Annotated in this window: 17 protein-coding genes; 8 read left to right on the plus strand and 9 right to left on the minus strand. The window is 69.6% G+C overall.

Annotation, left to right across the window (positions count from 1 at the left end; translation table 11 throughout):
• Positions 1-11: 11 nt before the first annotated feature.
• The 3 genes from AC1DMQ_RS19715 to AC1DMQ_RS19725 are packed head-to-tail and all read right to left on the minus strand — an operon-like array spanning position 12 to position 2,724.
• Positions 12-680 (minus strand): response regulator transcription factor, encoded by a 669-nt coding sequence (locus tag AC1DMQ_RS19715; RefSeq protein WP_477035255.1) that lies wholly within the window; start codon positions 678-680, stop codon positions 12-14.
• A gap of 2 nt (positions 681-682) precedes the next feature.
• A complete protein-coding gene (locus AC1DMQ_RS19720; protein WP_477035256.1) occupies positions 683-2,047 on the minus strand; it encodes a sensor histidine kinase in 1,365 nt (454 codons plus the stop codon).
• Positions 2,044-2,724, minus strand: a complete 681-nt coding sequence (locus tag AC1DMQ_RS19725) for a response regulator transcription factor (RefSeq protein WP_477035257.1) — start codon at positions 2,722-2,724, stop codon at positions 2,044-2,046. The genes AC1DMQ_RS19720 and AC1DMQ_RS19725 overlap by 4 nt, the downstream gene beginning before the upstream one ends.
• Positions 2,725-3,015: 291 nt before the next feature.
• Between AC1DMQ_RS19725 and AC1DMQ_RS19730 the strand changes: the two genes are divergently transcribed.
• Positions 3,016-4,521 carry a tryptophan halogenase family protein gene (locus tag AC1DMQ_RS19730; protein WP_477035258.1) on the plus strand — a complete coding sequence of 502 codons (1,506 nt, stop codon included), beginning with the start codon at positions 3,016-3,018 and terminating at the stop codon, positions 4,519-4,521.
• Positions 4,522-4,531: 10 nt separating this feature from the next.
• On the opposite strand, the gene AC1DMQ_RS19735 is transcribed toward AC1DMQ_RS19730, so the two are convergent.
• The 6 genes from AC1DMQ_RS19735 to AC1DMQ_RS19760 form a co-directional block, all read right to left on the minus strand.
• Complete coding sequence (locus AC1DMQ_RS19735; RefSeq protein ID WP_477035259.1) at positions 4,532-6,610, minus strand: hypothetical protein; 2,079 nt, start codon at positions 6,608-6,610, stop codon at positions 4,532-4,534.
• A 1-nt stretch (position 6,611) separates the two neighbouring features.
• Complete coding sequence (locus tag AC1DMQ_RS19740) at positions 6,612-9,161, minus strand: TonB-dependent siderophore receptor (protein WP_477035260.1); 2,550 nt, start codon at positions 9,159-9,161, stop codon at positions 6,612-6,614.
• Between the two features lie 280 nt (positions 9,162-9,441).
• Positions 9,442-11,028, minus strand: coding sequence for an alpha,alpha-trehalase TreF (gene treF, locus AC1DMQ_RS19745; protein ID WP_477035261.1), 1,587 nt, complete (start codon positions 11,026-11,028; stop codon positions 9,442-9,444).
• Positions 11,029-11,222: 194 nt separating this feature from the next.
• Positions 11,223-13,805: a TonB-dependent receptor gene (locus AC1DMQ_RS19750; protein ID WP_477035262.1), complete on the minus strand. Its 2,583-nt coding sequence runs from the start codon at positions 13,803-13,805 to the stop codon at positions 11,223-11,225.
• A 56-nt stretch (positions 13,806-13,861) separates the two neighbouring features.
• Positions 13,862-14,941, minus strand: coding sequence for a FecR family protein (locus tag AC1DMQ_RS19755; RefSeq protein WP_477035263.1), 1,080 nt, complete (start codon positions 14,939-14,941; stop codon positions 13,862-13,864).
• Entirely contained in the window at positions 14,938-15,459 is a 522-nt protein-coding gene (locus tag AC1DMQ_RS19760; protein WP_477035264.1) for an RNA polymerase sigma factor, read from the minus strand. Before AC1DMQ_RS19760 ends, AC1DMQ_RS19755 begins: the two co-directional genes overlap by 4 nt.
• A 407-nt stretch (positions 15,460-15,866) precedes the next feature.
• On the opposite strand from AC1DMQ_RS19760, the gene AC1DMQ_RS19765 reads away from it, so the two are divergent.
• Genes AC1DMQ_RS19765 through AC1DMQ_RS19795 form a run of 7 tightly spaced genes read left to right on the plus strand, consistent with a single transcriptional unit; the run spans position 15,867 to position 22,218 of the window.
• Complete coding sequence (locus tag AC1DMQ_RS19765) at positions 15,867-16,946, plus strand: DegT/DnrJ/EryC1/StrS family aminotransferase (RefSeq protein ID WP_477035265.1); 1,080 nt, start codon at positions 15,867-15,869, stop codon at positions 16,944-16,946.
• Positions 16,947-17,708, plus strand: a complete 762-nt coding sequence (locus AC1DMQ_RS19770; protein WP_477035266.1) for an SDR family NAD(P)-dependent oxidoreductase — start codon at positions 16,947-16,949, stop codon at positions 17,706-17,708.
• The gene (locus AC1DMQ_RS19775; protein WP_477035267.1) at positions 17,705-18,757 is read left to right on the plus strand and encodes an aspartate aminotransferase family protein; all 1,053 of its coding nucleotides are present in this window, start codon (positions 17,705-17,707) and stop codon (positions 18,755-18,757) included. Before AC1DMQ_RS19770 ends, AC1DMQ_RS19775 begins: the two co-directional genes overlap by 4 nt.
• Positions 18,754-19,659 carry a hypothetical protein gene (locus AC1DMQ_RS19780; RefSeq protein ID WP_477035268.1) on the plus strand — a complete coding sequence of 302 codons (906 nt, stop codon included), beginning with the start codon at positions 18,754-18,756 and terminating at the stop codon, positions 19,657-19,659. The genes AC1DMQ_RS19775 and AC1DMQ_RS19780 overlap by 4 nt, the downstream gene beginning before the upstream one ends.
• Positions 19,656-20,216, plus strand: a complete 561-nt coding sequence (locus AC1DMQ_RS19785; protein WP_477035269.1) for a GNAT family N-acetyltransferase — start codon at positions 19,656-19,658, stop codon at positions 20,214-20,216. Before AC1DMQ_RS19780 ends, AC1DMQ_RS19785 begins: the two co-directional genes overlap by 4 nt.
• An 8-nt stretch (positions 20,217-20,224) precedes the next feature.
• Positions 20,225-21,154: a hypothetical protein gene (locus AC1DMQ_RS19790; protein WP_477035270.1), complete on the plus strand. Its 930-nt coding sequence runs from the start codon at positions 20,225-20,227 to the stop codon at positions 21,152-21,154.
• Entirely contained in the window at positions 21,151-22,218 is a 1,068-nt protein-coding gene (locus AC1DMQ_RS19795; protein WP_477035271.1) for a class I SAM-dependent methyltransferase, read from the plus strand. Before AC1DMQ_RS19790 ends, AC1DMQ_RS19795 begins: the two co-directional genes overlap by 4 nt.

A 22,218-nucleotide genomic window follows, 5' to 3' on the forward strand; every position in this document is an offset into this window, starting at 1 on the left:
ACGGCGCGGTGTCAGCCGGATGAAAATCCTGTCATGTTCGCGTCCAGCCGATAGCCGTGGCCGCGCAGGGTAACCACGAAGGGCTGACCGAAGGTCTCGACCAGCCGGGCGCGCAGCCGGGCCACCGAGGTGCGCACCAGTTCGGGCTTGGGGTCGCCGGTCTCGCCCCACACCTGTTCCAGGATCTGGGCGGCGGTGATCACCTCGCCGGCGTGGCGCACCATGTAGTCCAGAAGGCGGTACTCGCTCGCCGGCAGCATCACGTCGCGGTCGGCGAAGCGGGCCATGCGGGTGGCTGGGTCCAGGACCAGGGGACTGGCGGTCGAGGACCCTGGGGCCAGCCGCACCAGGGCCGAGAGCCGGGCCTCCAACTCCATGAAGTGCACGGGCCGCGTGAAGCAGGCGTCGGCCCCGGCCCGCAGGGCGCGGGTGCGGGCCTTGGAGTCGGCCTGGTCGACCACGATCACCAGGACGCTGCCTGCGGCCGCTCGGACCAGGCGCTCGACCGGCGCCAAGGCCAGGTCGGCCGTCTCGACCAGCAGACCGTCATAGCCGCCGGTCTGCGCGACCAGCAGCGCCTCGCCGACGTCGGCCGCCGTCTCGACGACGTGGCCGGCCTCGATCAAGGCCTGGGCCAGATAGGTCTCGCCGGGACGCCGGGCGACATGCAGCAGGCGCACCCTCAGGCCTCCAGGCCGCGCGGCCAGCAATCCAGCGCCACCCGCAGGCCGGGCTTGGCGTCGGCCAGCGACAGGTCGAAATGGTGCAGGCGGGCGATGGCGGTGACGATGCTGAGGCCCAGGCCCGAACCCGGCTCGGTGCGGGTTCGCTGTGAGCGGTAGAAGCGCCTGAGCACCGCGTCGCGTTCGCCTGCCGCGACGCCGGGTCCGTTGTCGACCACCTCGATGCGCGGCCCCTTCTCGCAGACCAGCAGACGCACGCGCACGCAGCCGCCCTTCGGCGTGAACTTCAGGGCGTTGTCGACCAGGTTGCTGACCGCCTCGAACAGCAGGGCGGGATCGGCCGCGACCGGCGGTGCGCCCGGGGTGATCTCGCATTCCAGGGCGATCTCATGGTCCTCGGCCAGAGGATCGTGCAGCTCGACCACGTGCTCCAGAACGCTTTGCAGATGGACCGGCTCGAAACAGGCCTGGCGGTCGCGACGCTCGATCTCGCCGATCCGCAGCAGGGCGCGGAAGCGAACCAGCAGGGCGTCGGTCTCGTCCAACGCCTGGTCCACCATCTGGCGATCGCGACCCTCGAGGCGGGTTTCCTGGCTGACACGGTAGAGCAGGGCGCGCAGGCGGTTGAGCGGCGTGCGCAGGTCGTGGGCCACGTTGTCGCCGACGCTCTTGACCTCCCACAGCAAGCGCTCGGTCTCGTCCATCATGGCGTTGGCCAGGCCCGCCAGCATGTCGATCTCGTCGCGCCGGTGCGATACCGGCAGCCGCACGCCCAGTTCGCCCTTCAGGGCCGCTCGGCTGGCGCCGCGCAGGTGGTCGATCCTGCGCAGCGGCGCCAGGCTGAGCAGGGCGGCGGCGGCCAGGCCCAGCAGCAGGATCGCCGCCCCGCTGACGGCCAGGGCGTTGACGATGATCTCGCGCAGCCCGCTCAGCACCTTGGCGTCGTGGGCGACCAGCAGGATCTGGCCCGACGGCAGGCGTTCGACCAGGGCGCGGGCGCCCGGCTGGAAGCCTGCCTCCTGCAAGTCATGCGGCGCGGCGTCGAAGATCGGGTTGGGCGGCAGGTGATGGACGTTGCCGGCCAGCGGGGCGCCGTCGGCCGCGAACAGACCGTAGAACGACACCGCCCGGCTGTCGGCGGCGACCAGCGCGTTCACCCGCTGCGGCAGCCCCTTGGGATCTCCGGTGGTCAGGACCCGGGCCTCGGCCACGATGATGGCGTCCAACTGGCGCGACATGTAGCCGGCCGTGCGCCAATAGATCATGCCCAGCAGGGCCACGACCGCCACCGCGAAGACCGCGCCGTTCAGCAGGGTCAGCCGGAACGGCGTCGTGCGCCACAGTTCGTCGACGCGACGTTTCACGACGGCGCCTTGATCGCATAGCCGGAGCCGCGGATGGTGTGCAGCAGCGGCGGCAGACCGGGCTTGTCGACCTTGCGGCGCAGCCGGCCCAGATGAACATCGATCAGGTTGGTGCCCGGGTCGAAATGATAACCCCAGATGGCTTCGAAGATCATGGTCCGGGTCAGCACCTGGCCGGAGTTGCGGACCATGAACTCCAGCAACTTGTACTCGGTCGGCATCAGCCGGATCTCGACGCCGCCTCGCCGCACGGCGCGGGTCATCAGGTCGATCTCCAGATCGGCGACGCTCAGCGCGGTCTGGCGCGGCGCGGCAGAGCGCCGGCGCAGCAGCACCTCCAGCCGGGCGGCTAGTTCCTCGGACGCGAAGGGCTTTGTCATGTAGTCGTCGCCGCCAGCCCGGAGCCCCCGGACCCGTTCGTCGACGTCGCTGAGGGCGCTGATCATCAGCACGGGGATCTCGACGCCGGTCTTGCGCAGCACCGTGACGATGGCCAGGCCGTCCAGGCGCGGCAGCATGCGGTCCAGGGTGATGGCGTCGAAATCGCCGCTGACCGCGCGCACCAGCCCGTCGCGCCCGTCGGCGACCCACTCGACCTCGAAGCCGTGCTGTTCCAGTTCGGCGACAATCTCCCGCGCCGTGGTGGGATCGTCTTCTATCGTCAGGATTTTCGGCATCTGGATCCTGAAGCGCCGGAGGCCCGGCAGATCGGACCGCGCCGGCCACGCGCGCGTGGCCCCTCGTCAGACTTGAGGCCGGCGGCAGAATAGCTGCCCGGCTCCAATCCAATCAAGTGATCGTACGTGTATCGACCAGCGCCGCCGGATGCGGTCGAGGCCACCCGTTGACGAGCTGGCGGTGACTTCGTCTCCGCCAACCTTCTCCCGCCAACCTTCCAAGTCGCGGAATTGATCCGACGGTTCGCAAGACGCTAAGGTTCTCCGTCTTCCCGAGAGGACGGACGCGTCATGAAGCGTATCGAGCGGTTGGTGATCCTGGGCGGCGGCACGGCGGGCTGGATGACCGCGGCGGCGCTGGCCAAGATCTTCGGACCGCGCCTGAAGATCGATCTTCTCGAGTCCGAGGCCATCGGCACGGTGGGCGTGGGCGAGGCGACGATCCCGACGATCCATTGGTTCAACGCCCTGATCGGTCTGGACGAGGCCGAGTTCGTCCGCGCGACCAAGGCCACCTACAAGCTGGGCATCGAGTTCGTCGACTGGACCCGTCCCGGAAGCCGCTATCTCCACCCGTTCGGGCGGTACGGTGTCGACGTGGACGCCGTACCGTTCCACCAGCACTGGCTGAAGGCCCGCGCGGACGGGTTCGACCGGCCGTTGTCGGCCTTCTCGCTGGCGACCCAATTGGCGGCCGCCAACCGGTTCGCCAAGCCGGTGGACGATCCGCGCTCGATCCTGTCGACCCTGGGCTACGCCTATCACTTTGACGCGTCGCTCTACGCCCAGCACTTGCGCGGCTTGGCCGAGGTCGGCGGGGTCACGCGACGAGAGGGCAAGCTGAAGACGGTCGAGCGCGCGCCCGACACCGGCTTCGTCACGGCCCTGACCACCGATCGCGGCGAGCGGCTCGAAGGCGACCTGTTCGTCGATTGCTCGGGCTTTCGCGCGCTGCTGATCGACGATGTGATGGAGGCCGGTTTCGAGGATTGGTCGCATTGGCTGCCCTGCGACAGGGCGGCGGCCGTTCCCTGTGCTCGCCTGGCCGAGACGACGCCCTATACGCGGTCGACCCTGCGCGCGGCCGGCTGGCAATGGCGCATCCCGCTGCAGCACCGCATCGGCAACGGCTACGTCTATTCCAGCGCCTTCCTCTCGGACGACGAGGCGGCGGCGACGCTGCTGGGCGGCCTGGACGGCGAGGCGCTGGGCGAGCCGCGCTTCCTGCGGTTCAAGGCCGGTTTCCGGCGCGAGGCTTGGCGCAAGAACGTCGTGGCCATCGGCCTGTCGTCCGGCTTCCTCGAGCCGCTGGAGTCGACCAGCATCCACCTGATCCAGAGCGGGATCGCCAAGCTGATCACCCTGTTCCCCGACCGCGACTGCGATCCGGGCCTGGCGCGACAGTTCAACGCCCTGTTCGGCCGCGACATGGACGGAATCCGGGACTTCCTCATCCTGCACTACCACGCCACCGAGGGGCACGACGCCCCGCTGTGGCGCCAGACGCGCCACATGCCGTTGCCCGACAGCCTGAAGGATCGGGAGGAACAGTACCGGCGGGCCGGCCGCCTGATGCTGACGCCCGACGAGCTGTTCCGCGAGGCCAGCTGGCTGGCCGTGCTGGAAGGGCAGGGCGTGCGCGCGCAGGGGCATAGCCCGCTGGCCGACACGCTGGATCCCGCCGCCAATCGTCGTCAGCTCGAACAGATCGAGGCGGTGATCGCCCGGGCGGCGCCGACCTTGCCGAAACATGACGACGTCATCGCCGCGTTGATCGACGGCTCGGCGTCGGGGTGAGCGCGCTGGGCTATCGGCGACAACCGGTCCATTCGGGCGTCGCCGCGAACGCCCTCGTCGGGGCCTTGGCCGTCGGCGATTGGGGTGGGCGCACCGCCAGATATACGGTGCTCCACAACTGCGCGGCGTTCGACTCGTCGACATCGGCCTTGCCGGCGCCGAACGGCACGATCTGGTAGCGGCCGTCGCGGAAAGCCCAGGACCAGAGCTCCGAACTCTGGACCGAGCGGGCCGATCCGATCGCGCGCCACAGGTCGGCCTGGGCCGCCGCCAGCTTGGCCCGCACCGGCGCGGGCAGGTCGCAGCGGGCCAACTGCCGCTCCAGGCTGGCGGCCAGCAGCGCCTGGTGCCAGGACCAGACCACGGCCCCGTGATAGGCGGCCGGGGTGAAGCGCGCCTGGACCTCGCGGTCGGCGAAGGCGGGGTTGGCGACGACCAGGCCGACGTCGGTCATAAGGCCCGCCGGGAAGGGGCGGGTGATCGCGGTGACATAGGTGTCCAGGTCCGCCGGCGAGGGGCGGCCGAACAGAAGCTCGAAGCCCTCGTCCGAATTGAGGATCGGCGCCGGCTTGCCCGCCGCGTCAAGGGATATGGCGTGGAACAGCAGGGGACCATGGCGGAGGGATCGCAGGGCGGGGGCGGCGGGAACGCCGAGGCTGTCGGCGTAGGCGCGGATCGACGCGGCCGCTTCGGCGTTCGGCCGCTCGACCTGGAACAGCGGCGCGGCCTTGGCGCGCCAGACCTTGGCCATGCGCCCCGCGTCGACGAATAACGCGCGATCCTCGGCCGAAAGGTAGGGATCCAGCAGGCCGGCGCGGAACAGGCGGTCGGCCGCCTCGATCGCCGCCGGGGCGAGGGCGGCGTTGACGTCGTAGGGATAGACGCCGCGGCCGAGGCCCTCCTCGCTGTCGCGCCATTCACCGGTCTTCCGGCCCGGCTTGATGGCGATCAGTGTGCGGACGGACGGGGCGGCGGCGAAGCCTCGGCCTTGGCCCAGGACGAAGCGCAGGTTGTCCACCAGCAGGGCGCCGGCCGGATCGCGGACTCCGGGCCGGCCCTCGCTCTTCAACGGCTGGGCCAGCCAGGTCCGGGCCCGCGCCCGCCCGGGCCCCAGCAGGTAGTCCGCCGCGACGACGCCCAGCATGTAGTCGTCGTCGATCATCCCGTAGTCCAGCTCGGCCGCGTCGCCGTCGCGTCCGGCCTTGCGGTTCTGGACGATGGCGAACTCGGCGACGCCTTCCTCGTGGGCGACCTCGCCGTCGGGCGACAGCCGGGCCAGCACCGAATTGAGGCCCGCCTCGACGGCCGCCGGCCGCAGGGCGGGCATCAACAGCCGCAGCGACATCAGGGTGTCGCGGCCAAAATAGGTGTTGAACCGCCAGGACCCCGCCAGGAACTTTTCGCGATAGCTGAGGAAGGCCAGGGCGTTGCGCGCGCCCGGATCGGCGGCCGCCTGGGCGTTGAGCAACTGGCCGGCAGGGATCGGCGTCAGAGGGGCGTCGCCGGTCAGGGCCGTGATCTCCAGCGCGATCCGCCCGTCCGCCCCCGCGACGATGACGCCCCGGTCGATGCGCCCGCCGACGACCCGGACGGCCAGTTCGTAGCCGGGCGCGCCGTCCAGCCGCGCGCGGCGCCAGGTGATCGTGTCGCCGTCGATCCTGGGCTCGGCCGCGACCTCGGGCGGAAAGCGGCCTACCGACTGGTAGTCCCGCAGGAAGCGCACGTTGGAGAGCACCGCCTGCTTGGCGGCCAGCCGGGGCGTGTCGATGCTGGCGGCGGCCACGACGCCGCTGAGCGCGCCGCGCCGGACGGGCTGGGGCGGGCGGTCCAGCCTCCACGTGGCGGGTCGCGCGATGGGCTCGAACCACAGGCCCACCCCGCTGTTGCCGGCGGGAAAGGCGACGAGGATGCGCGGATCGGCGCCGTTGCGCAGCAGCAGGTGCGCGGCCACCGCGCCGTCGCGTACAAAGGCGTTGAGGTTCTGCCCCTCGGTCAGCCGATAGGCCACGTCCGGCTTGGCGAAGGCCGAGCCCGTGATCGCCAGCGCCAGCAGAACGCCGGCGGCGGTCCTTCCTAGCGCGCTGATCATCCTAGAAGCGCATCGTCAGCGAACCGCCATAGGTCCTGCCCACGATGCCGCGGGCGTAGAAGTAGCCGGAGGACGCGTTCTGGGTCTGGCCCTGACGCGGATTGCCCTCGGTCAGGCCGATCTCGTCGAAGATGTTGTCGACGTTGAAGTTGACCTGAAGATTGTCCCTCAGGTTGTAGGTGACGCCCGCGCTGGTCACGCCGTAGGACGGCAAGGCCACGCCGTTACCGGAGTCCGCGTAGATCTTGCCGACGTACTTGTAGCGGGCATAGATCTCGCCCTTGCCGTTGGGCAGCTTGATCACCGGCGTGATCGTGTAGAGCCGCGCGGGCGTCCGTTCCGGGCGATTGCCGTCATAGGTCGGCTGCGGCACGCCGTTCAGGGTCAGGTTGTTGAGGGTCGGATCCTGGATCACGCCCGAGACATTGACCGAGAACCATTCGACGGGCCGCACGACGGCGTCCACCTCCACGCCCTTCGTCCTGAGATCGGCCAGGAAGCTGGTCTGCTGCGTGGGGTCGGACGGGTCGATGAAGTTGTAGAACTGGTTGTCGAAATTGGTCCGGAACACCGTCGCCGAACCGCTGAAGACCCGGCCGTACTCGAAGCGCACGCCCGCCTCGTACAGCTCGATCTTGGTGATCGGATCGGTGTTGTTGGTCTGGAAGCCGTTGGCGTAGCGGCTGTAGACCGAGAAGTGCGGGGTGAACAGGTAGCTGGCCCCGATCGTCCAGGCGACCTTGTCCTGCGTCCGGCGGGTCTCGGTGTAGGTGCCGTCGAAGGTCGAGCCCACGGTGCGCACGACGCCGATCACGCCCGGCTGCACCGGCTGGTTGACGGCGGCGGCGTTGCCCTCGAGGTACCGCGCCTTGTCGCTTTCCCAGCGCACGCCGCCGTCGATGTGGATCTTCTCGCCGATCGCCAGTTCGTCGTTGGCGTACAGCGACACCGACTTGTCGGTGCGCCGGCGCATGCCCGCGCCCCAGTCGCCGTAGGACACCAGTCCGTTGTCGCTCAGCACGCCGATGACCTGGTTGTTCGCGTCGAGCGAGACGATGTCATAGATGTCGCTGTTGGTGCGCACGTCGTTGACCACGGTCGCCACCGCCGACTGGTTCTGGCGGCGGCTGACGTCGTAGTACTGGACGCCGCCGGTCAGCGAGTTCTTGAACCCGTCGCCTTGGTATTCCCAGCGCGCCCCGATGTTGGCGCCGAAATCGTGGCCCGACTGGTAGTCGTGGTTGAGCGTCGTCTCCTGCAGGAAGCCGTTGCCGTTCAGGGCGTTCAGGGTCGTGACGTCGTTCGACGGGATGACCACGCCGGTGCGCAGGTTCTTGGCGCCGAAGCGCACGGTGGCCGGATAGGCGGCCAGGCCGGCGGTGAGCAGGTTGTTGATCGGCGAGGTCGTGCCGGGCGTCAGGTAGTTGACCGCGCTGGTCAGGCCGGCGTTGCCGGTGCCCGAGCCGGGGAAGATGCCGTTGAAGTCGTCCTTCAGGTCTAGGTAGCGGGCCCGGGCGAAGATCTCGACGCTGTCGCTGAGCGGCTTTTCGAAGTCGACGCGCAGCTGCTTGGTCTTGACCCGCACGCCCTGGCTGAGCCGGAAATCGCGGAACCCGTCGCTTTCGACGAAGGTCGAGACCGGCACCGAGATCCGGTTGAAGGCGTCGCCGCCGATGTTGCCGAACTGGGTGTCCAGGCCCGGAATGCCGCCGGGCTCGCCGTTGCTGTAGGCATACGGTTGGTCGGCGTAATAGGCCGCCTTCATGTCGCCGACCTTGCCGGTCACCCGAAGGTATCCGCCTTCGTCGAAGCGGTATTCCAGCATCGCCTTCAGGCGGTAGCCGTCATAGTCGAACGGGTTGTCGCGCACGCCCGGACTGCTCTGGACATAGCCGCCGACATTGAAGGCGAGATTGTTGGAGATCGGCGCCGAATAGTAGAAGTCGCCGCGCTTGAGGCCGTAATTGTAGCCGGCGAGCCGGACGATCCCTTCGGGCTTGTCGAAGCTCGGCTTGCGCGAGATGAAGTTGATCGTCGCGCCGGCCCCGTTGACGGTCAGGATGCCCGAGGTGCCGCCCTTCACCGCCTCGAGCCGGTCGATGGTCACGTCCTCGGAAAAGAAGAAGTCCGCGCCGCCGCCCTGATAGATGATCGGGAGGCCGTCCTCCTGCAGCTGGATGAAGCGCTGGCCGCCGCCTTGCAGGCCTCGAACCGAATAGTTGTTCGACAGCTCGCCGGCCGTGCCCTCGACGAAGATGCCGGGCACCAGTTCGAGCAGGTCGGCGGTCGAGCGCGGCGCCTTGCGTTCGATGTCGGCGCGGCTCGCCAGGGTGATGTCCGCCGAGGCCGTGATCAGCGGGCGGTTGCGCGAGGTCAGGCCCGTGACGATGACCTCGCTGACGGCGGTTTGCCCGTCGCTCGCGTCGGAGGCCTGCGCCGGGGGCGCGTTGACCGTGGGCGGCGGCGTCGACGCCGTCTGGGCCCAGGCTGGAACGGCGAAGCAACTGCAACCGGCCAGCAACAGGGCACGAAGGGTTTGGCGCCGATACATGCACTCCTCCCCAAGCAACTCAACTTCCGCTTTTATCCGCGGTTTCTCGGTGGCGACGTCGGCGCGCTCGCAGGCGCGCGGCCGCGGTCGGTCGCGATCGTCCAAAAGCGCTCGGGAGCTAAGCGCATTCGGTCGAAGAGGGTTGCATGGATTTGGAGCGCGGAACGCGGCGACCTTTTCCCCGCGAATGCAAAGACAATTTCAGGAAAAGTTGCCTGGAGCGAACAACTTCCGATAGGCGAGTTGTCAGTCTATGAGCGGGTGGCGATAGCCCGGCCCCTTACGGAGAGGGATAGAGGTCCAGAAGCGTCCGCGTCACGCCGTTGGTCCAGCCGAAGCCGTCCTGCAGCGGGTACTCGCCGCCGCCCCCGGCCTTGGCCTCCTCGACGTCGTACTTCTCCAGCATCTTGCCGCTGGCCTTGTATTCGCGAGCCACCGTGGCCAACCAGCGCTGGCCGATGTCCTTGGCCAGGTCCTCCTCGCCGTAGCGACGCAGGCCCGAGACCGCCACCCACTGCAGCGGGGCCCAGCCGTTGGGGGTGTCCCACTGCTGGCCGGTGGTGACGGTGGTGGTGCGCAGGCCGCCCGGCGCCAGCAGCACGGCGCGGGTGGTCGCCGCCACCGCCTTGGCCTGGTCCGGGCTCGCCGCGCCGACGAACAGCGGATAGAGCGTCGCGGCGCTGGGATGGTCCAGCCGCGTCCGATCGCGCCACTGGTAGTCGAGATAGAGGCCGCGCGGGGCGTCCCAGAGGTAGGCGTCCATCGCCGCCTGGCGGGCCTTGGCGCGGCCGCTGAACTCGGCGACGCAGGGGGCGTCCATCAGCTCGGCGCAGCCCTGGGCGATCGCGGTCTCGAGGCCGTACAGGAGGGCGTTCAGGTCGACCGGGATGATCGCGGTGGTCTGGATGGTCTTCAGGCTCCTGCCGTCGGCCATCCAGCGCGAGCTGTAGTCCCAGCCGCTCTCGGCGCCCGAGCGTAGATCGCGGAACACCTCGCTGGCCGGGCGGTTCGTGACCTCGCGGGCGGTCAGCACGTCTTCGCGATAGGACTCGTCGCGCGGCGTGGTCCGGTCGTCGGCGTAGCGGTTGAGCACCGCCCCGTCGGGCAAGGCCACCACGCGACGGTGGGCCTGGCCAGGCGCCAGGGCCTTCTCGCCGTCCATCCAGAAGGCGTGCTCCCGACGCATCAGGTCCAGGCGCTGCTTGAACCGCGCCTTGTCCGTCTTGTCAGCCAGACCGACCATGGCGAAGTAGAACGGCGGCTGCGAGCGGCTGAGATAGTAGGTGCGCGTGCCGTTGGGGATGTGGCCGTAACGGTCGATCAGCCCGCCGAAATCGTCGACCATGCTCTCGACGGCGTCCTGCCGGCCGTCGGCGACCAGGCCCAGCATCGTGAAATAGCTGTCCCAGTAATACATCTCGCGGAAGCGCCCGCCGGGCACCACGAACGGCTTGTCCAGGGCCAGGGCGCTGTCGCCTGGGACGGCCTTGACCGGCGGCCGGGTCAGCACCGGCCACAAGGCGGCGATGTGGGCCTTCAGCGTGGTGCGGTCCTTGGACGGCGGGGGCAGGGGCGCGGCTTCCGGCACGTCGAAATTGGTCCGCACGAACCGCTTCAGCTCGGCGTCGCTGAAGGCGGCGTGGGCGCGGTAGGCGGCCAGGATCTGCTCGGGCGGGCGCCTGGGCTTGGCGTCGACGAAGGTCTTCCCGTCCGGGAACAGCTTGCGCATCTGCACCTGGTGGAACAGCTCGGCATAGGTGTCGGCGGGGGAGGGGACCTCGCTGGCCTTGGAGGGCGCGGTCTGGGCGAAGGCTGGGGCGGACAGGGCGAGCCAGATGGCGGAGGCGAGCAGGGGGCGGTGCTTCACGACGGGTCCTCCACATGTCCGCTCATCCGGCGTTCGCCAGGATGAGCGGCTTCAGAAATCGCTCGAACTCAAGAACGGGAAAAGCGCGGATCGGGTCCGAGGGGAACCCGATCCGCGAGCAGGAGAGTTGCTGGGGAGCAACCCGTCCGCCGGGCCATGCGGGCCCCGGCGGATCCCGACCGGACTGGGACCGGTCAGAAGTTGTAGCCGACGCTGACCTTGAACGACCGGCCCAGGATCGGGCGGGCGTTGGCGCCGCTGGTCGAGCGCGGGTCGCCCTCGGTCAGGCCGTGGCTGTCGGTGAGGTTGTCGGCCGAGACCTGGACGGTGAAGTCGGCGACGTCGAAGATCGCGCCCAGATCGATCTTGGTGTAGCCCTTCAGCACCTGGGTGTTGGCGTTGTCGGCGAAGCGGTCGTCCACCGCGCTGACCGTGCCGTAGAAGGTCGACTCCACCGAGCCCAGGGTCACGTCGTAGCTGGGGGTGAAGCGGATCATCCAGTCTGGCTGGCGCTGGGCGCTGTTGCCCTTGTTGGCCGGGATCGACGACTTGGTGATCTCGGTCTTCTGCCAAGTGCCGTTCAGGGCCAGGGACAGGCCGAAATCCGAGCGCCAGCGGCCGTCCAGTTCGACGCCGTGGGCCTTGTTGCTGTTGCTCTCCTGGATGCCGCCGACGTCGGCGAACTTGGCGCCCTTGAACTCGTTGGCGAAGCCGGTGGCGTAGAGCTCGAACGGCCCGCTGCGCAGCTTGTAGCCCAGCTCGTACTGGTCGACCGACAGGGTGTCGGTCAGGCCTTCGCGGAAGTTGTCGAAGCTGGGGAACTTGTAGCCCCGCGAATAGCGGCCGAACACGCCCGACACGCTGTTGATGTCGTAGTTCACCCCGACCGTGTAGCTGGTCTTGCTGTTGCTGTAGTCGGTGGTGCGCAGGGCCAGGCCGTCGGGGAAACCGGGACCGTCGTCGACCACGTAGTCGGTCTGGAAGCGCTCCCGGCGCACGCCCAGGTCGATGCGCAGGGGATCGAACACCTGCCAGGAGTCGGCCAGGTACAGCGCGTCCACCCGTCCGTCGCCGGCCGAGGTCAGGCCGAACTTGAAGCAGCTGGAGGTGCTGCCGGCCGTGGCCAGGTCGGCGCAGGCGACCGGGGCGGCCAGGTAGTCGCCGTTGGCCTTGACCTGCATCGGCTCGACATTGCCGATCGTCCAGAAGTCGTCGGACTTGAAGCTGGAGGCGTAGTAGCCGGCAGACAGCTGGTGGGTCCCGACCGTCTTGCCGATCGATAGGTCGTTGGTCACGGCCTTGATCTTCTTCTCGACGATCCAGGCGCCCCAGTTCTGGACGTAGTCGTTGGCGCCCAGGGTCGCGCCGCCGCCCGTGGTGATCGCGCCCGGCACGACCGTGTTGAGCGAGGCTACGGTGATCGCCGCGCCGTCCGGCACCAGGCCGTAGGTGTTGGCGTCGCCGTCGGTCAGGCTGAAGCGGTCGCGCACCGTCCAGCCGTCGCCGAACTCGTGCTCGAACCCGCCGCCGACGATGTAGCCCTTGAAGCCGCGGCCGTCGGCCAGGTCGAAGTTCCGGGTCGTCCCGGCGGCGTTGATCTGCAGGGTGTGGAAGCGGCTGGCCTGGCCGATCTGGGTGTAGGTCCCCTTGTCGACGCCGGGCACGTTGATCGCGAACGGCAGGTACCAGGCGCCGTGATCGTCGGTGTAGCGGGCGTACAGGTTGATCTTCCCGTGCTCCATCCGCTTGGTGATGTTGACGGTGAACTGCTGGCCGACCTCGCTGTCGAACTGGGTGTCGCGCACGCCCGGCGAGGTGGTCGCGTAGCCGCCGACCATGAAATAGAGGTCGTCGGCCAGCTTGCCGCTGAGCAGGCCGTCGATGCGGCGCAGGTCATAGTCCGAGGTCGAGAGCTTGATCAGGCCATGGGTCTCCTCGCCGCCTTCCTTGAGCTGGAAGTTGGTGGTCAGGCCCGGCTGGCCGTTGGAGAAGATCGGGTTGGGGCCGCCGCGCAGGGCCTCCATCCGCGAGATCGTCTCGTCGACCCGGAAGATCGAGCTGTTCTCCAGGAACGACAGGGTCGAGGGCGGATAGATCGGCGAGCCCTGCAGCTGGATGGTCAGGAACTCGGCGTCACCGGTGGCGGGGAAGCCGCGCACGAAGACGTTGGCGCCGGCCACGCCACCGGAGGTCTCGACCCAGACGCCGGGCACGAGGGTCAGCAGCTCGGCGGTGCTCTTGGGCGAGGCCTTGGTGATGTCGTCGGCGTTGACGGTGGTGACCGCGAAGCTGGCGGCCAGCTTGTCGATGCCCTTGCCGCCGGGGGTGCCGACCACGATCACCTCCTCGACCTGGGCCGGGGTCTCGGGTTCGGGCTCGACGGCCGTGGCGGGCGCGGCCTGGCTCTGGGCGCTGGTGGCGACCAGCAGGGTCTTGGCGCGGATGGCGTAGACGCCGCTGGCGGTGGGCTGGGCGCTGAGGCCCGTGCCGTTCAGCAGGCGCTTGAGGCCGGCCTCGGCGGTGTAGGCGCCGGTCAGGGCCGGAGCGCGCTTGCCACGCACGCTGGCCTCGTCGAACGCCAACTGCTGGCCGGAGGCCTGGCCGAAGGCGCGCAGGGCGCTGCTCAGGTCCTGGGCGGGAATGTCGAAGCTGTAGGCGGCCCCTCTCGTCTGCTGGGCATGGACGGCCGCGGGGGCGGCCAGCAGCATCAGGGCCGCGGCGGCGGTGGAGCCCCCAATCAAGCGATGGCCCAGGCGACGGTCGAACGATCTGCGCATTGTCTTCCCTCCCTATGCGCCGACGTTGATTGCGGCGCTTTGGAAAGTGAGACGCCTCAGCTCGTCGAAGACACACCGGCCGGCGCGGAATTTTTTTGTCCGCGGTCGATTTTCAGCACGGTCACGCCATTGGCCGCAACCGCGTGGACCGGCAGCACGGCCGTCACCCCGTCGACGAAGGCGCTGGTGTCGCCCGAGGTGAACACCCCGCTGATCCGCAGTTGGGCGACGCCGGGATCGCCGATCTTCAGCTTGTCGCGGGCGTAGCGGTTCACCCGCTCGACGGCCAGGTCCATGGGCTCGTCCTGGAAGACCAGTTGGCCGTTTTCCCAGGCCTTGGCGCGGACCGGATCCAGCTGGCTGACGACGGTGGCGTTGGTCTTGGTGGAGGTCACCAGCTCGTGGTCGGGGGTCAGCAGTCGGTCGGCGGCCGCGCCGCCGATCTTGACCGGCACGGCCGTGTCGGCCCGGCCGGTCTTGTCGTCCAGCACCGCCACATGGCCTTCGTACAGCACCACGCGCATCTGGCCGGTCAGGCGCTCGACGCTGAACACCGTGCCGGTGGCCACCACCAGCTTGTCGCCGGCCGCCACCGAGAACGGGCGCAGCGGGTCCTTGGCGACCGAGAACTTGGCCCGGCCGCTGTCCAGCCACAGCCGGCGGCGGCCGCGCTCGTACTTGACCTTCAGCACGGTGGCGCTGTCGAGCGAGGCGCGCGAGCCGTCGGCCAGCTCGACGATCCGTCGCTCGCCCTCGGTGGTGCGGTAGACGTCGGGCAGGCTGGCGCGCCAGGCGACGCCGCCGGCGACGGCCGCGACCAGGCAGGCGGCCAGGGCCGTCCAGATCACCAGCCGGCGGCCAGGGCGGGCCCAGCGTCCGTGCTGGGCGCGGCGCAGGTCTTCGAGCGCTTCGCGACGAAGCGCGATCATGCCGGGGCTGGCGGCCTGTTCCTCGACGGCGCGCCAGGCGGTGACGGCGTCGTCCAGCAGGCCGCGATGGGCCTCGTCGGCGTCGAACCAGGCCTGCAGCCGAGCCTGCTCGACTTGGGTCAGTTCGTCGTCGGCCAGGCGCACGCACCACAGGGCGGCCTGCTCGCGGGCGGCGTCCAGCCGATCTTCGGAAGACAGGACGGTCATTCGCCGGCCCTCACGCGTCGGGTCAGATGGGTCATGGCCTTGAAGATGTGCTTCTGCACGGCGCTGACGGAGACGCCGTACAGGGCGGCGAGTTCGGATTGCTTCATGCCTTCCAGACGGAACAGAAGAAAGATGGCGCGGGTGCGGTCGGGCAGTTCGCGCAGGGCGTCCGACACCTCGCCCAGGCTTTCGCGGCCCAGCAGCACGCGGGCCGGATCCAGCGGCTCGAGGTCCACCGCGCCGGCATGGACGCTGGCGCGGTAGTTGGCCCGCACACGCTCGCGCCGGCCCCGGTCGCGCAGCAGGTTGGCGGCCATCTGGAAGATGTAGGCGTCGGCGTTGTCCATTTCGCCGGCCCCTCGTGGACCGGATTGGGCCGTGGCCAGCTTGGCGAACAACTCCTGGGTCATGTCCTCGGCGTCGCTGTGGCTGGCGGCGCGGCGCATGAAGAACGCCATCAACGCGGGTCGATAGCGTCGGTCCAGTCTATTGAGGTCTGGTTCGATGGCTGGTCGCACGATTCCGCCCAATGGGCGTGAGCCCGGGTTCTAGCGTTTTGTCTCACCGTGCATGACGCACGACAACGGCGAACCCACAGCGGGCCGCGACGACTTTTCTATCGGGCCGCGGCGCGGCCATTTGTCCCAACGACGGGGGGCTTCGGCGCCGATGGCGGCTTCAGATGGAGAATATCGTAGACAATTCAATCTATTATCGGGTGACTTTCGGGGGCAACGATTCAGTGCCGCCGCCGATGCGCCCGCGCCCGTGGTCCGAAGCCTTGGCCGGTCCGGCAACGCGGCCCCGGCCCCTAACGCGCCGTTAACCATGTGATGGTGCTCTGGCCGGGACGTCGGGAGGAACTGTTTTGTTAGTTCAGAGAGCAAGGACGAATGCGGAGCCGACGGTTCTGGCGACCGTGCCGGTGGCCCGTCCCCGTCTGCCGTCGGCCGAGACGATTTTCCCGTATTTGAAACGAATCGACGCCGCGCGTTGGTACTCAAACTTCGGACCCCTGCTGACCGAGTTCGAAGCCCGCCTCGCCGCGCGCTTCCCGGCCGGAGCCGAGGTGGTGACGATCGCCAACGCCACCCAGGCCCTGACCCTGACGCTGAGCGCCATGGACCTGACGCCGGGCGGCTATGTCGCCATTCCGGCCTGGACCTTCGTGGCCACTGCCCATGCGGTGATGCAGGCGGGTCTTCGGCCGTGGTTCGTCGATGTCGACCCCGACAGCTGGATGATGCGGCCCGAAGCGATCGCCGACCTGCCGGCCGCCGTGCGCAAGCAGCTTGTCGCGGCGATCCCGGTCTGCGCCTTCGGCAGCCTCGGCGACCTGGCGGCCTGGCGCGCCTTCCGCGACGAAACCGGCGTTCCGGTGCTCGTGGACGCGGCCGCCGCCTTCGACGCCCTGCGCGACGCCGACCTGCCCGCCGTCGTCAGCCTGCACGCCACCAAGGCGCTGGGCCTGGGCGAGGGCGGCTTCCTGGTCACCGACGACGCGGACCTGGCCCTGCGCGTGCGCCGGCTGTCCACTTTCGGCTTCCACGGCAGCCGCGAGAGCCAGGTTCCGGCCACCAACGCCAAGCTTTCCGAGTATGCCGGGGCCGTGGGCCTCGCCGCGCTCGATTGCTGGGAGACCGATCGCCTGCAGTTCGCCCGCGCCGCCCAGCACCTGCGCATCAGCCTGATCGACCAGCCGCAGGTCCGCTTCCAATCCGGCTGGGGTTCGGAATGGGTGACCAGCGTCTGCAATGTCCGCCTGCCGGACGGCTCGGCCGCCGCTGTCGCCGCGGCGCTGGAGGCCGAAGGCGTGGGGACCCGCCAATGGTGGGGACGAGGCTGCCACATCAGTCCGGCCTTCGCCGACTGCGGCCGCGGCGACCTCAACCAGACCGACCGTCTGGGCGGTTCGGTCCTGGGTCTGCCCTTCGCCATCGATCTCAGCGTGCCCGAGATCCGCCGCATCGCCGCCGCCCTGGGCCGCGCCCTGGCCGCCGCCTAGATGTCGAGTCTGGCGGGCCGCACCGTTCTGATCACCGGCGCCGCCGGCGACGTGGGCCAGGCCTGCGCCGATCTGTTCCTGCAACGCGGCGCCCGGGTGGTCATGAGCGACCGCGTCCCGCCGCCGGCCGATTTCCTGGGCCGGCCGGACGTCGACTTTCAGGCCGCCGACGTCACCGACCGCGCGGCCGTGGAAGCGGCATTGCGCGGCGCCTTGGATCGCTTTGGCCGCATCGACGCGGCGGTGCTGGCCGCGGGCGTCGAAGGTCCTGTCGCTCCGATCGAGGACATCGACGGCGACGCCTTCGACCAGGTCATGGCGGTCAATGTGAAGGGCTGTCTCAACTGGATGCAGGCCTGCCTGCGGGTGATGAAGCCGCAGGGCGCGGGCAGCATCGTGGCCCTTTCGTCGATTTCCGGCGTCGTCGGCGGTCCGTTCCTCGGCGCCTACACGGCCAGCAAGCACGCGGTGATCGGCCTGGTTCGCTCGGCGGCCCTGGAGGCCGGACCCCACGGGGTGCGGGTCAACGCCGTGTGCCCGGGACCGATCGCCTCGAACATGATGCGACGGCTCGATGCGGCGCTTTCGGCCCGCGACCCGGCCCGGGCGGCCGGACGTCCGGACGCGGCCAAGTCGCTGCCGCTGCAGAAGTACGTTTCGGTCGAGGAAGTGGCCCAGATGGCCGCCTTCCTGTGCGGCGACGAGTCCGGGTCCTGTCACGGGGGAACCTATCTCGTCGACGGCGGGTACACCGCCCGGTGACCGCCGCCGGCGCGCCAACCGGACCGCTTCCCCGGCCGGTCGGCGGGTTCTTCGAGCGTCACCCTCCCGACGCGGCGGTTGGCGAGCCGAGCCCGCTCGTCGCCTGGACCGAGGGGCGTCCCTACAGCGCCTTCGTCAACGCCCGCTCGGCCTTCTCGGCCCTGGCGCGGACCTGGCCGACGGTCACGATCTGGTTGCCCGCCTTCGTCTGCGGCGACCTGCTGGACCCGACCCTGGCAGCGCGCACGCGGTTCTATCCGGTGTTGGACGGCTTCAAGCCTGATCTGACGGCGATCGAAGCCGAGGCCCAGCCCGGCGACGTGGTCGTGTTCGTCGCCCATTTCGGCCTGCCGTTGGAAGCCGAGACGCGAACCTTCGCCGCCCGGCGGCCCGACCTGCGGATCGTGGAGGACCGCGCCCAGGCCCTGGACGCCGGAACGCCGATCCCCGGCGCCTGGCTGCTGTTCAGCCCCCGCAAGCTGCTGGGCGTAGCCGACGGCGGACTGTTGGTCGCGCCAGACGCGCAGACCCGTGGACCCCAGCCGACGACGGCGGCCGACGCCGCCGCCCTCTGGCGTGCGCCGCTTTTGCGGGCGGACGATCCGGAAGGCCGCGCCAACGCCGCCTGGCACGCGGCCAACCAGTCCAAGGAAGCGGCCATGGCGGTGGGCGACCAGGCCATGACCCGCCGGAGCCTGGCGATCCTGGCCGACGTCGCCCTGGCCGACCTGGCCGAGCCGCGCCGCGCCAACTGGGCCGTCCTCGACCGTCGCCTTCGGGCCTGGTCGGCGCTGCCCGCCGATCCGGGCGCGCCGCCGCTCGGCTATGTCCTGCGCCTGGCGCCCGAGCCACGCGACCGGCTGCTGGCCGGCCTGCATGCCCACCGGGTGTTCGCCGCCGTGCACTGGCCCCGGATCGCCGCCCCGGCCGAGGCCTTCCCGCGTGAAGCCGCCTGGACCCGAGAACTGGTCACCCTGCCGTGCGACCATCGCTACGACGCGGCGGCTATGGAGCGAATCGCCGATCTGGCGAACGATCTCCTGCGATGATCCATCCCTATGCCCGCGCCGACTATGCCGCCGCTCTCGGCCATATCGGGCGACCCGTCGCCGTGCCCGAATGGGACGCGTGGGTCCTGGCGCGCGCCACGCCTTGCGGAACGCGGGAGGACGCGGTCGGCGTCTATCCGGTCACCGTGATCTCGGACGAAGCCGACCTGGCCGCCGGACTGGCGCGGCTGAAGGCGGCGGGTCTGGTTTCGGTGGTGCTGGTGGCGGAAGATCGGCTGGGCCCGCCGTCGGCGGCGCTGGAAGCGGCCTTCGACATGGCGCGGCCGTTCAAGTCCCATCAGATCCTCGACCGGGACCTTGGTCCGCTCGCCTACGGCAAGCACCATCGCTACGAGATCAAGCGCGCGCTGGGTCGGGTCGTGGCCTCGGAGATCGCCCTGGCCGACCACCTGCCGGCCTGGAAGGCGCTCTATGGCGAGCTGGCCGCCCGCCACGGCCTGGGCGGCGCCCACGTCTTTCCGCCGGAGCATCACGCTCTGCTCGCCGCCCTGCCGGGCGTGCGGACCTTCGCGGCCTTCATCGACGGCCGGATAGTGTCGGCCCACGTGTTCGTCACCCACCAGGGCCACGCGATGAGCCACCTGGCGGCGTCGGCGGCCGAAGGCTACGCCGCCGGAGCGGCCTACGCCGTCAACGACCTGGCGGCGCAGGCCCTGACCGACTGCCGGGTGATCAATTTCGGCGGCGGCGCCGGCATGAACGACAATCCCGAGGACGGGCTGGTGCGGTTCAAGAGGGGGTTCGCCAACACGGTCGCGCCCGCGCGGCTGTGCGGCGCGGTGCTCGACGCCGAAGCGTATCAGGCGCTTAGCATCGACACTGTGGACAGCGGCTTCTTCCCCGCCTACCGGGGACCGCGCAAGGTGGAGCAGGGCCAATGAACATCAAGGGTAAGATCGTCACGCTGCGCGCCATCGAGGCGGCGGACCTGCCGACCCTGCACCGGTGGGGCAACGATCCCGACCTTTGGTCCATGCTCGGCGGCTGGCACTTTCCCACCTCGCTGCGTCAGACGGAGCAGTGGTTCGAGCGGCTGGCCGGCGATCCCCTGAACCAGCGTTTCGCGATCGAGGTTCCGGGCGACGGGCTGGTCGGCACGGCCAACGTCGTGGACATCGACTGGAAGAACAAGAACGCCTTCCACGGCATGATGATCGGCGATCCGAACATGCGGGGCCGCGGCGTCGGCGTGGACGTGATCATGGCCACCATGCGCTACGCCTTCGACGAACTGGGCCTGCGCCGCCTGGACGGCTCGATGATCGCCTATAACGAGGCTTCGACCGGGGTCTATTGCGGCAAGTGCGGCTGGAAGGAAGAGGGCCGTCAGCGCGACTGGTACTTCCGCGGCGGCCGGTTCTGGGACCGCATCATGGTGGGCGTGACCAGCAACGACTATCGGGCCCTGCTGGCCGCCAAAGACTATTGGCAAGGGTGAGCGGTCCGATGGGCTGGAAGCAACTCGGCGCGATCTTCGTCCCCAGCGGCGCGTTCGACTGGTCCAAGACCCACGCCCAGGCGCCGGCCGCCCTGGTGATGGGCGACCGTATCCGCGTCTACTACGGCACCCGCGACGCCGACAACCGCAGCCGCACCAGCTTCTTCGACTGCGACCGCGCCGACCCGACCCGGGTGCTGTACGTCCACGACCAGCCCGTCCTGGGTCTCGGTAGGCCCGGGACCCATGACGAGGACGGGGCGATCGGCAGCCAGGCGATGATGGTCGGCGACGAGATGTGGCTCTACTACGGCGGCGTCAGCCGCGGCGGCAACGTGCCCTACCGGATGTCGGTGGGGCTGGCGCGCAGCCGCGACGGCGGCCTGACCTTCGAGCGGGCCTTCGAGGGGCCGGTCGTCGACCGCACCCCGCACGAGCCCTACATGACCATGGCCCCCAACATCCTGATCGAGAACGGGATCTGGACCATGTGGTACGGCTCGGGCACCGGCTGGATCGAGATCGACGGCAAGTTCGAGCCGACCTACCAGATCAAGCTGGCCCGCTCGGACGACGGCCTGGTCTGGCGGCAGCTCAACCACGCCTGCATTCCCAAGCTGGACCCGCTGGAGGCCAACACGCGGCCGTCGGTGGCGCGGACGGCCGACGGCTACGAGATGTGGTTCTCGTATCGCAACAGCATCGGCTACCGCGACGGGGCGGGGTCCTATCGCATCGGCTACGCCACCTCGATCGACGGCGAGACCTGGGTCCGCCAGCCCGATCCGGAAGGCCTCAAGCCGGCCGCCGAGGGCTGGAACAGCGCCACCATGTCTTATCCCGCCGTCGTGATCGCCGACGGCCGCAAAATCATGTTCCACAATGGCGACGGCTTCGGCCAGACCGGCGTCGGCTGTTCCGTCCTGGAGGACGCATGACCATCCTCGTCTTCCCCTCGGCCCTCGAGGCCGCGGCCCGGTTCGCCCGCGAAGCCCGCCAGTGGGGCCGTCGCGTCGTCGGCGCCTCGTCGCTGGACGTGGACCCCAACGCCGGGGCGTTCGACGCCTGGGGGCGGCTGCCGTTCATCGGCGCGCCCGACTTCTTCGAGGCCCTGCGGGCGCTGGTCGCCCGCGAGGGGATCACCGACCTCTTCACGCCGCACGCCGCCACCTTCCACCTGTTCGAGCAGGCTTTGCCCGAGCGCCTGCCGGGCCTGCGGCTGATGGGGCCGGGGCCGTTCAAGCGCCAGATGGACCGGGTGAGCGTCGCATTGGTCGACGGCCGCGCGGGCCTGGAGACCATCGCATCCATCGCCGGGCGGCCCTCGTCCTTGCCGGCAGAATTGGTCGGCGGGATCCTGGCCCAGGCCGAGACCATCCATGGCGAATGCTCGCGCGAGAAGATCCTGGCGATCTGCGGCGTCGTGCCCCTGGCCCCCAAGGGCGACATCGTCGAGATCGGGGCCCTGTTCGGCAAGAGCAGCTACGTGTTCAACCGCGTGGGCGCCTATTGCGGCGTGGGCGCGACCCTGTGCGTCGACCCCTGGGACCTGGGCCTTTCGGTGCAGACCGACGCCCCGGTCCTGATCCAGGAAGCGTCCGGCGGCTGGGACTGGGAGCAGGTCCGCACCGGCTTTCTGCTGGCCATGCTGGCCTGCACGGCGGGTGACTTCAACTATCTGCGCATGACCTCGGTCGACGCCCACAAGCGCTATGTCGAGACCCGCACGGCGACCTCGCCGGAGTTCGGGTCGACGGCGCTGACGGGGTCCATCGCCGTCCTGCACCTGGACGGCAATCACGACGAGGCCGCCGTGGCCGAGGACTTCGCCCTGTGGGGTCCCCTGGTGGCGCCCGGCGGCTGGGTGATCTTCGACGACTATCACTGGCCGCACGGCGACGGTCCGCGCAAGGTCGCCGACCGGGCGATCGCCGACTACGGCCCGCGGGTCCAGCGCCACTTCGTGGCCGGCGGCGCGATGTTCGTGCACCTCGCGGCGTAG

This window comes from Caulobacter sp. 05L422 (assembly GCF_056397765.1).

Bases quoted from the DNA above. Each gene is read 5' to 3' on its own strand.
- AC1DMQ_RS19725 (WP_477035257.1), bottom strand. From the start codon at position 2,724: ATGCCGAAAATCCTGACGATAGAAGACGATCCCACCACGGCGCGGGAG.
- AC1DMQ_RS19730 (WP_477035258.1), top strand. From the start codon at position 3,016: ATGAAGCGTATCGAGCGGTTGGTGATCCTGGGCGGCGGCACGGCGGGC.
- AC1DMQ_RS19735 (WP_477035259.1), bottom strand. From the start codon at position 6,610: ATGATCAGCGCGCTAGGAAGGACCGCCGCCGGCGTTCTGCTGGCGCTG.
- AC1DMQ_RS19740 (WP_477035260.1), bottom strand. From the start codon at position 9,161: ATGTATCGGCGCCAAACCCTTCGTGCCCTGTTGCTGGCCGGTTGCAGT.
- AC1DMQ_RS19750 (WP_477035262.1), bottom strand. From the start codon at position 13,805: ATGCGCAGATCGTTCGACCGTCGCCTGGGCCATCGCTTGATTGGGGGC.
- AC1DMQ_RS19755 (WP_477035263.1), bottom strand. From the start codon at position 14,941: ATGACCGTCCTGTCTTCCGAAGATCGGCTGGACGCCGCCCGCGAGCAG.
- AC1DMQ_RS19770 (WP_477035266.1), top strand. From the start codon at position 16,947: ATGTCGAGTCTGGCGGGCCGCACCGTTCTGATCACCGGCGCCGCCGGC.
- AC1DMQ_RS19780 (WP_477035268.1), top strand. From the start codon at position 18,754: ATGATCCATCCCTATGCCCGCGCCGACTATGCCGCCGCTCTCGGCCAT.
- AC1DMQ_RS19785 (WP_477035269.1), top strand. From the start codon at position 19,656: ATGAACATCAAGGGTAAGATCGTCACGCTGCGCGCCATCGAGGCGGCG.
- AC1DMQ_RS19790 (WP_477035270.1), top strand. From the start codon at position 20,225: ATGGGCTGGAAGCAACTCGGCGCGATCTTCGTCCCCAGCGGCGCGTTC.
- AC1DMQ_RS19795 (WP_477035271.1), top strand. From the start codon at position 21,151: ATGACCATCCTCGTCTTCCCCTCGGCCCTCGAGGCCGCGGCCCGGTTC.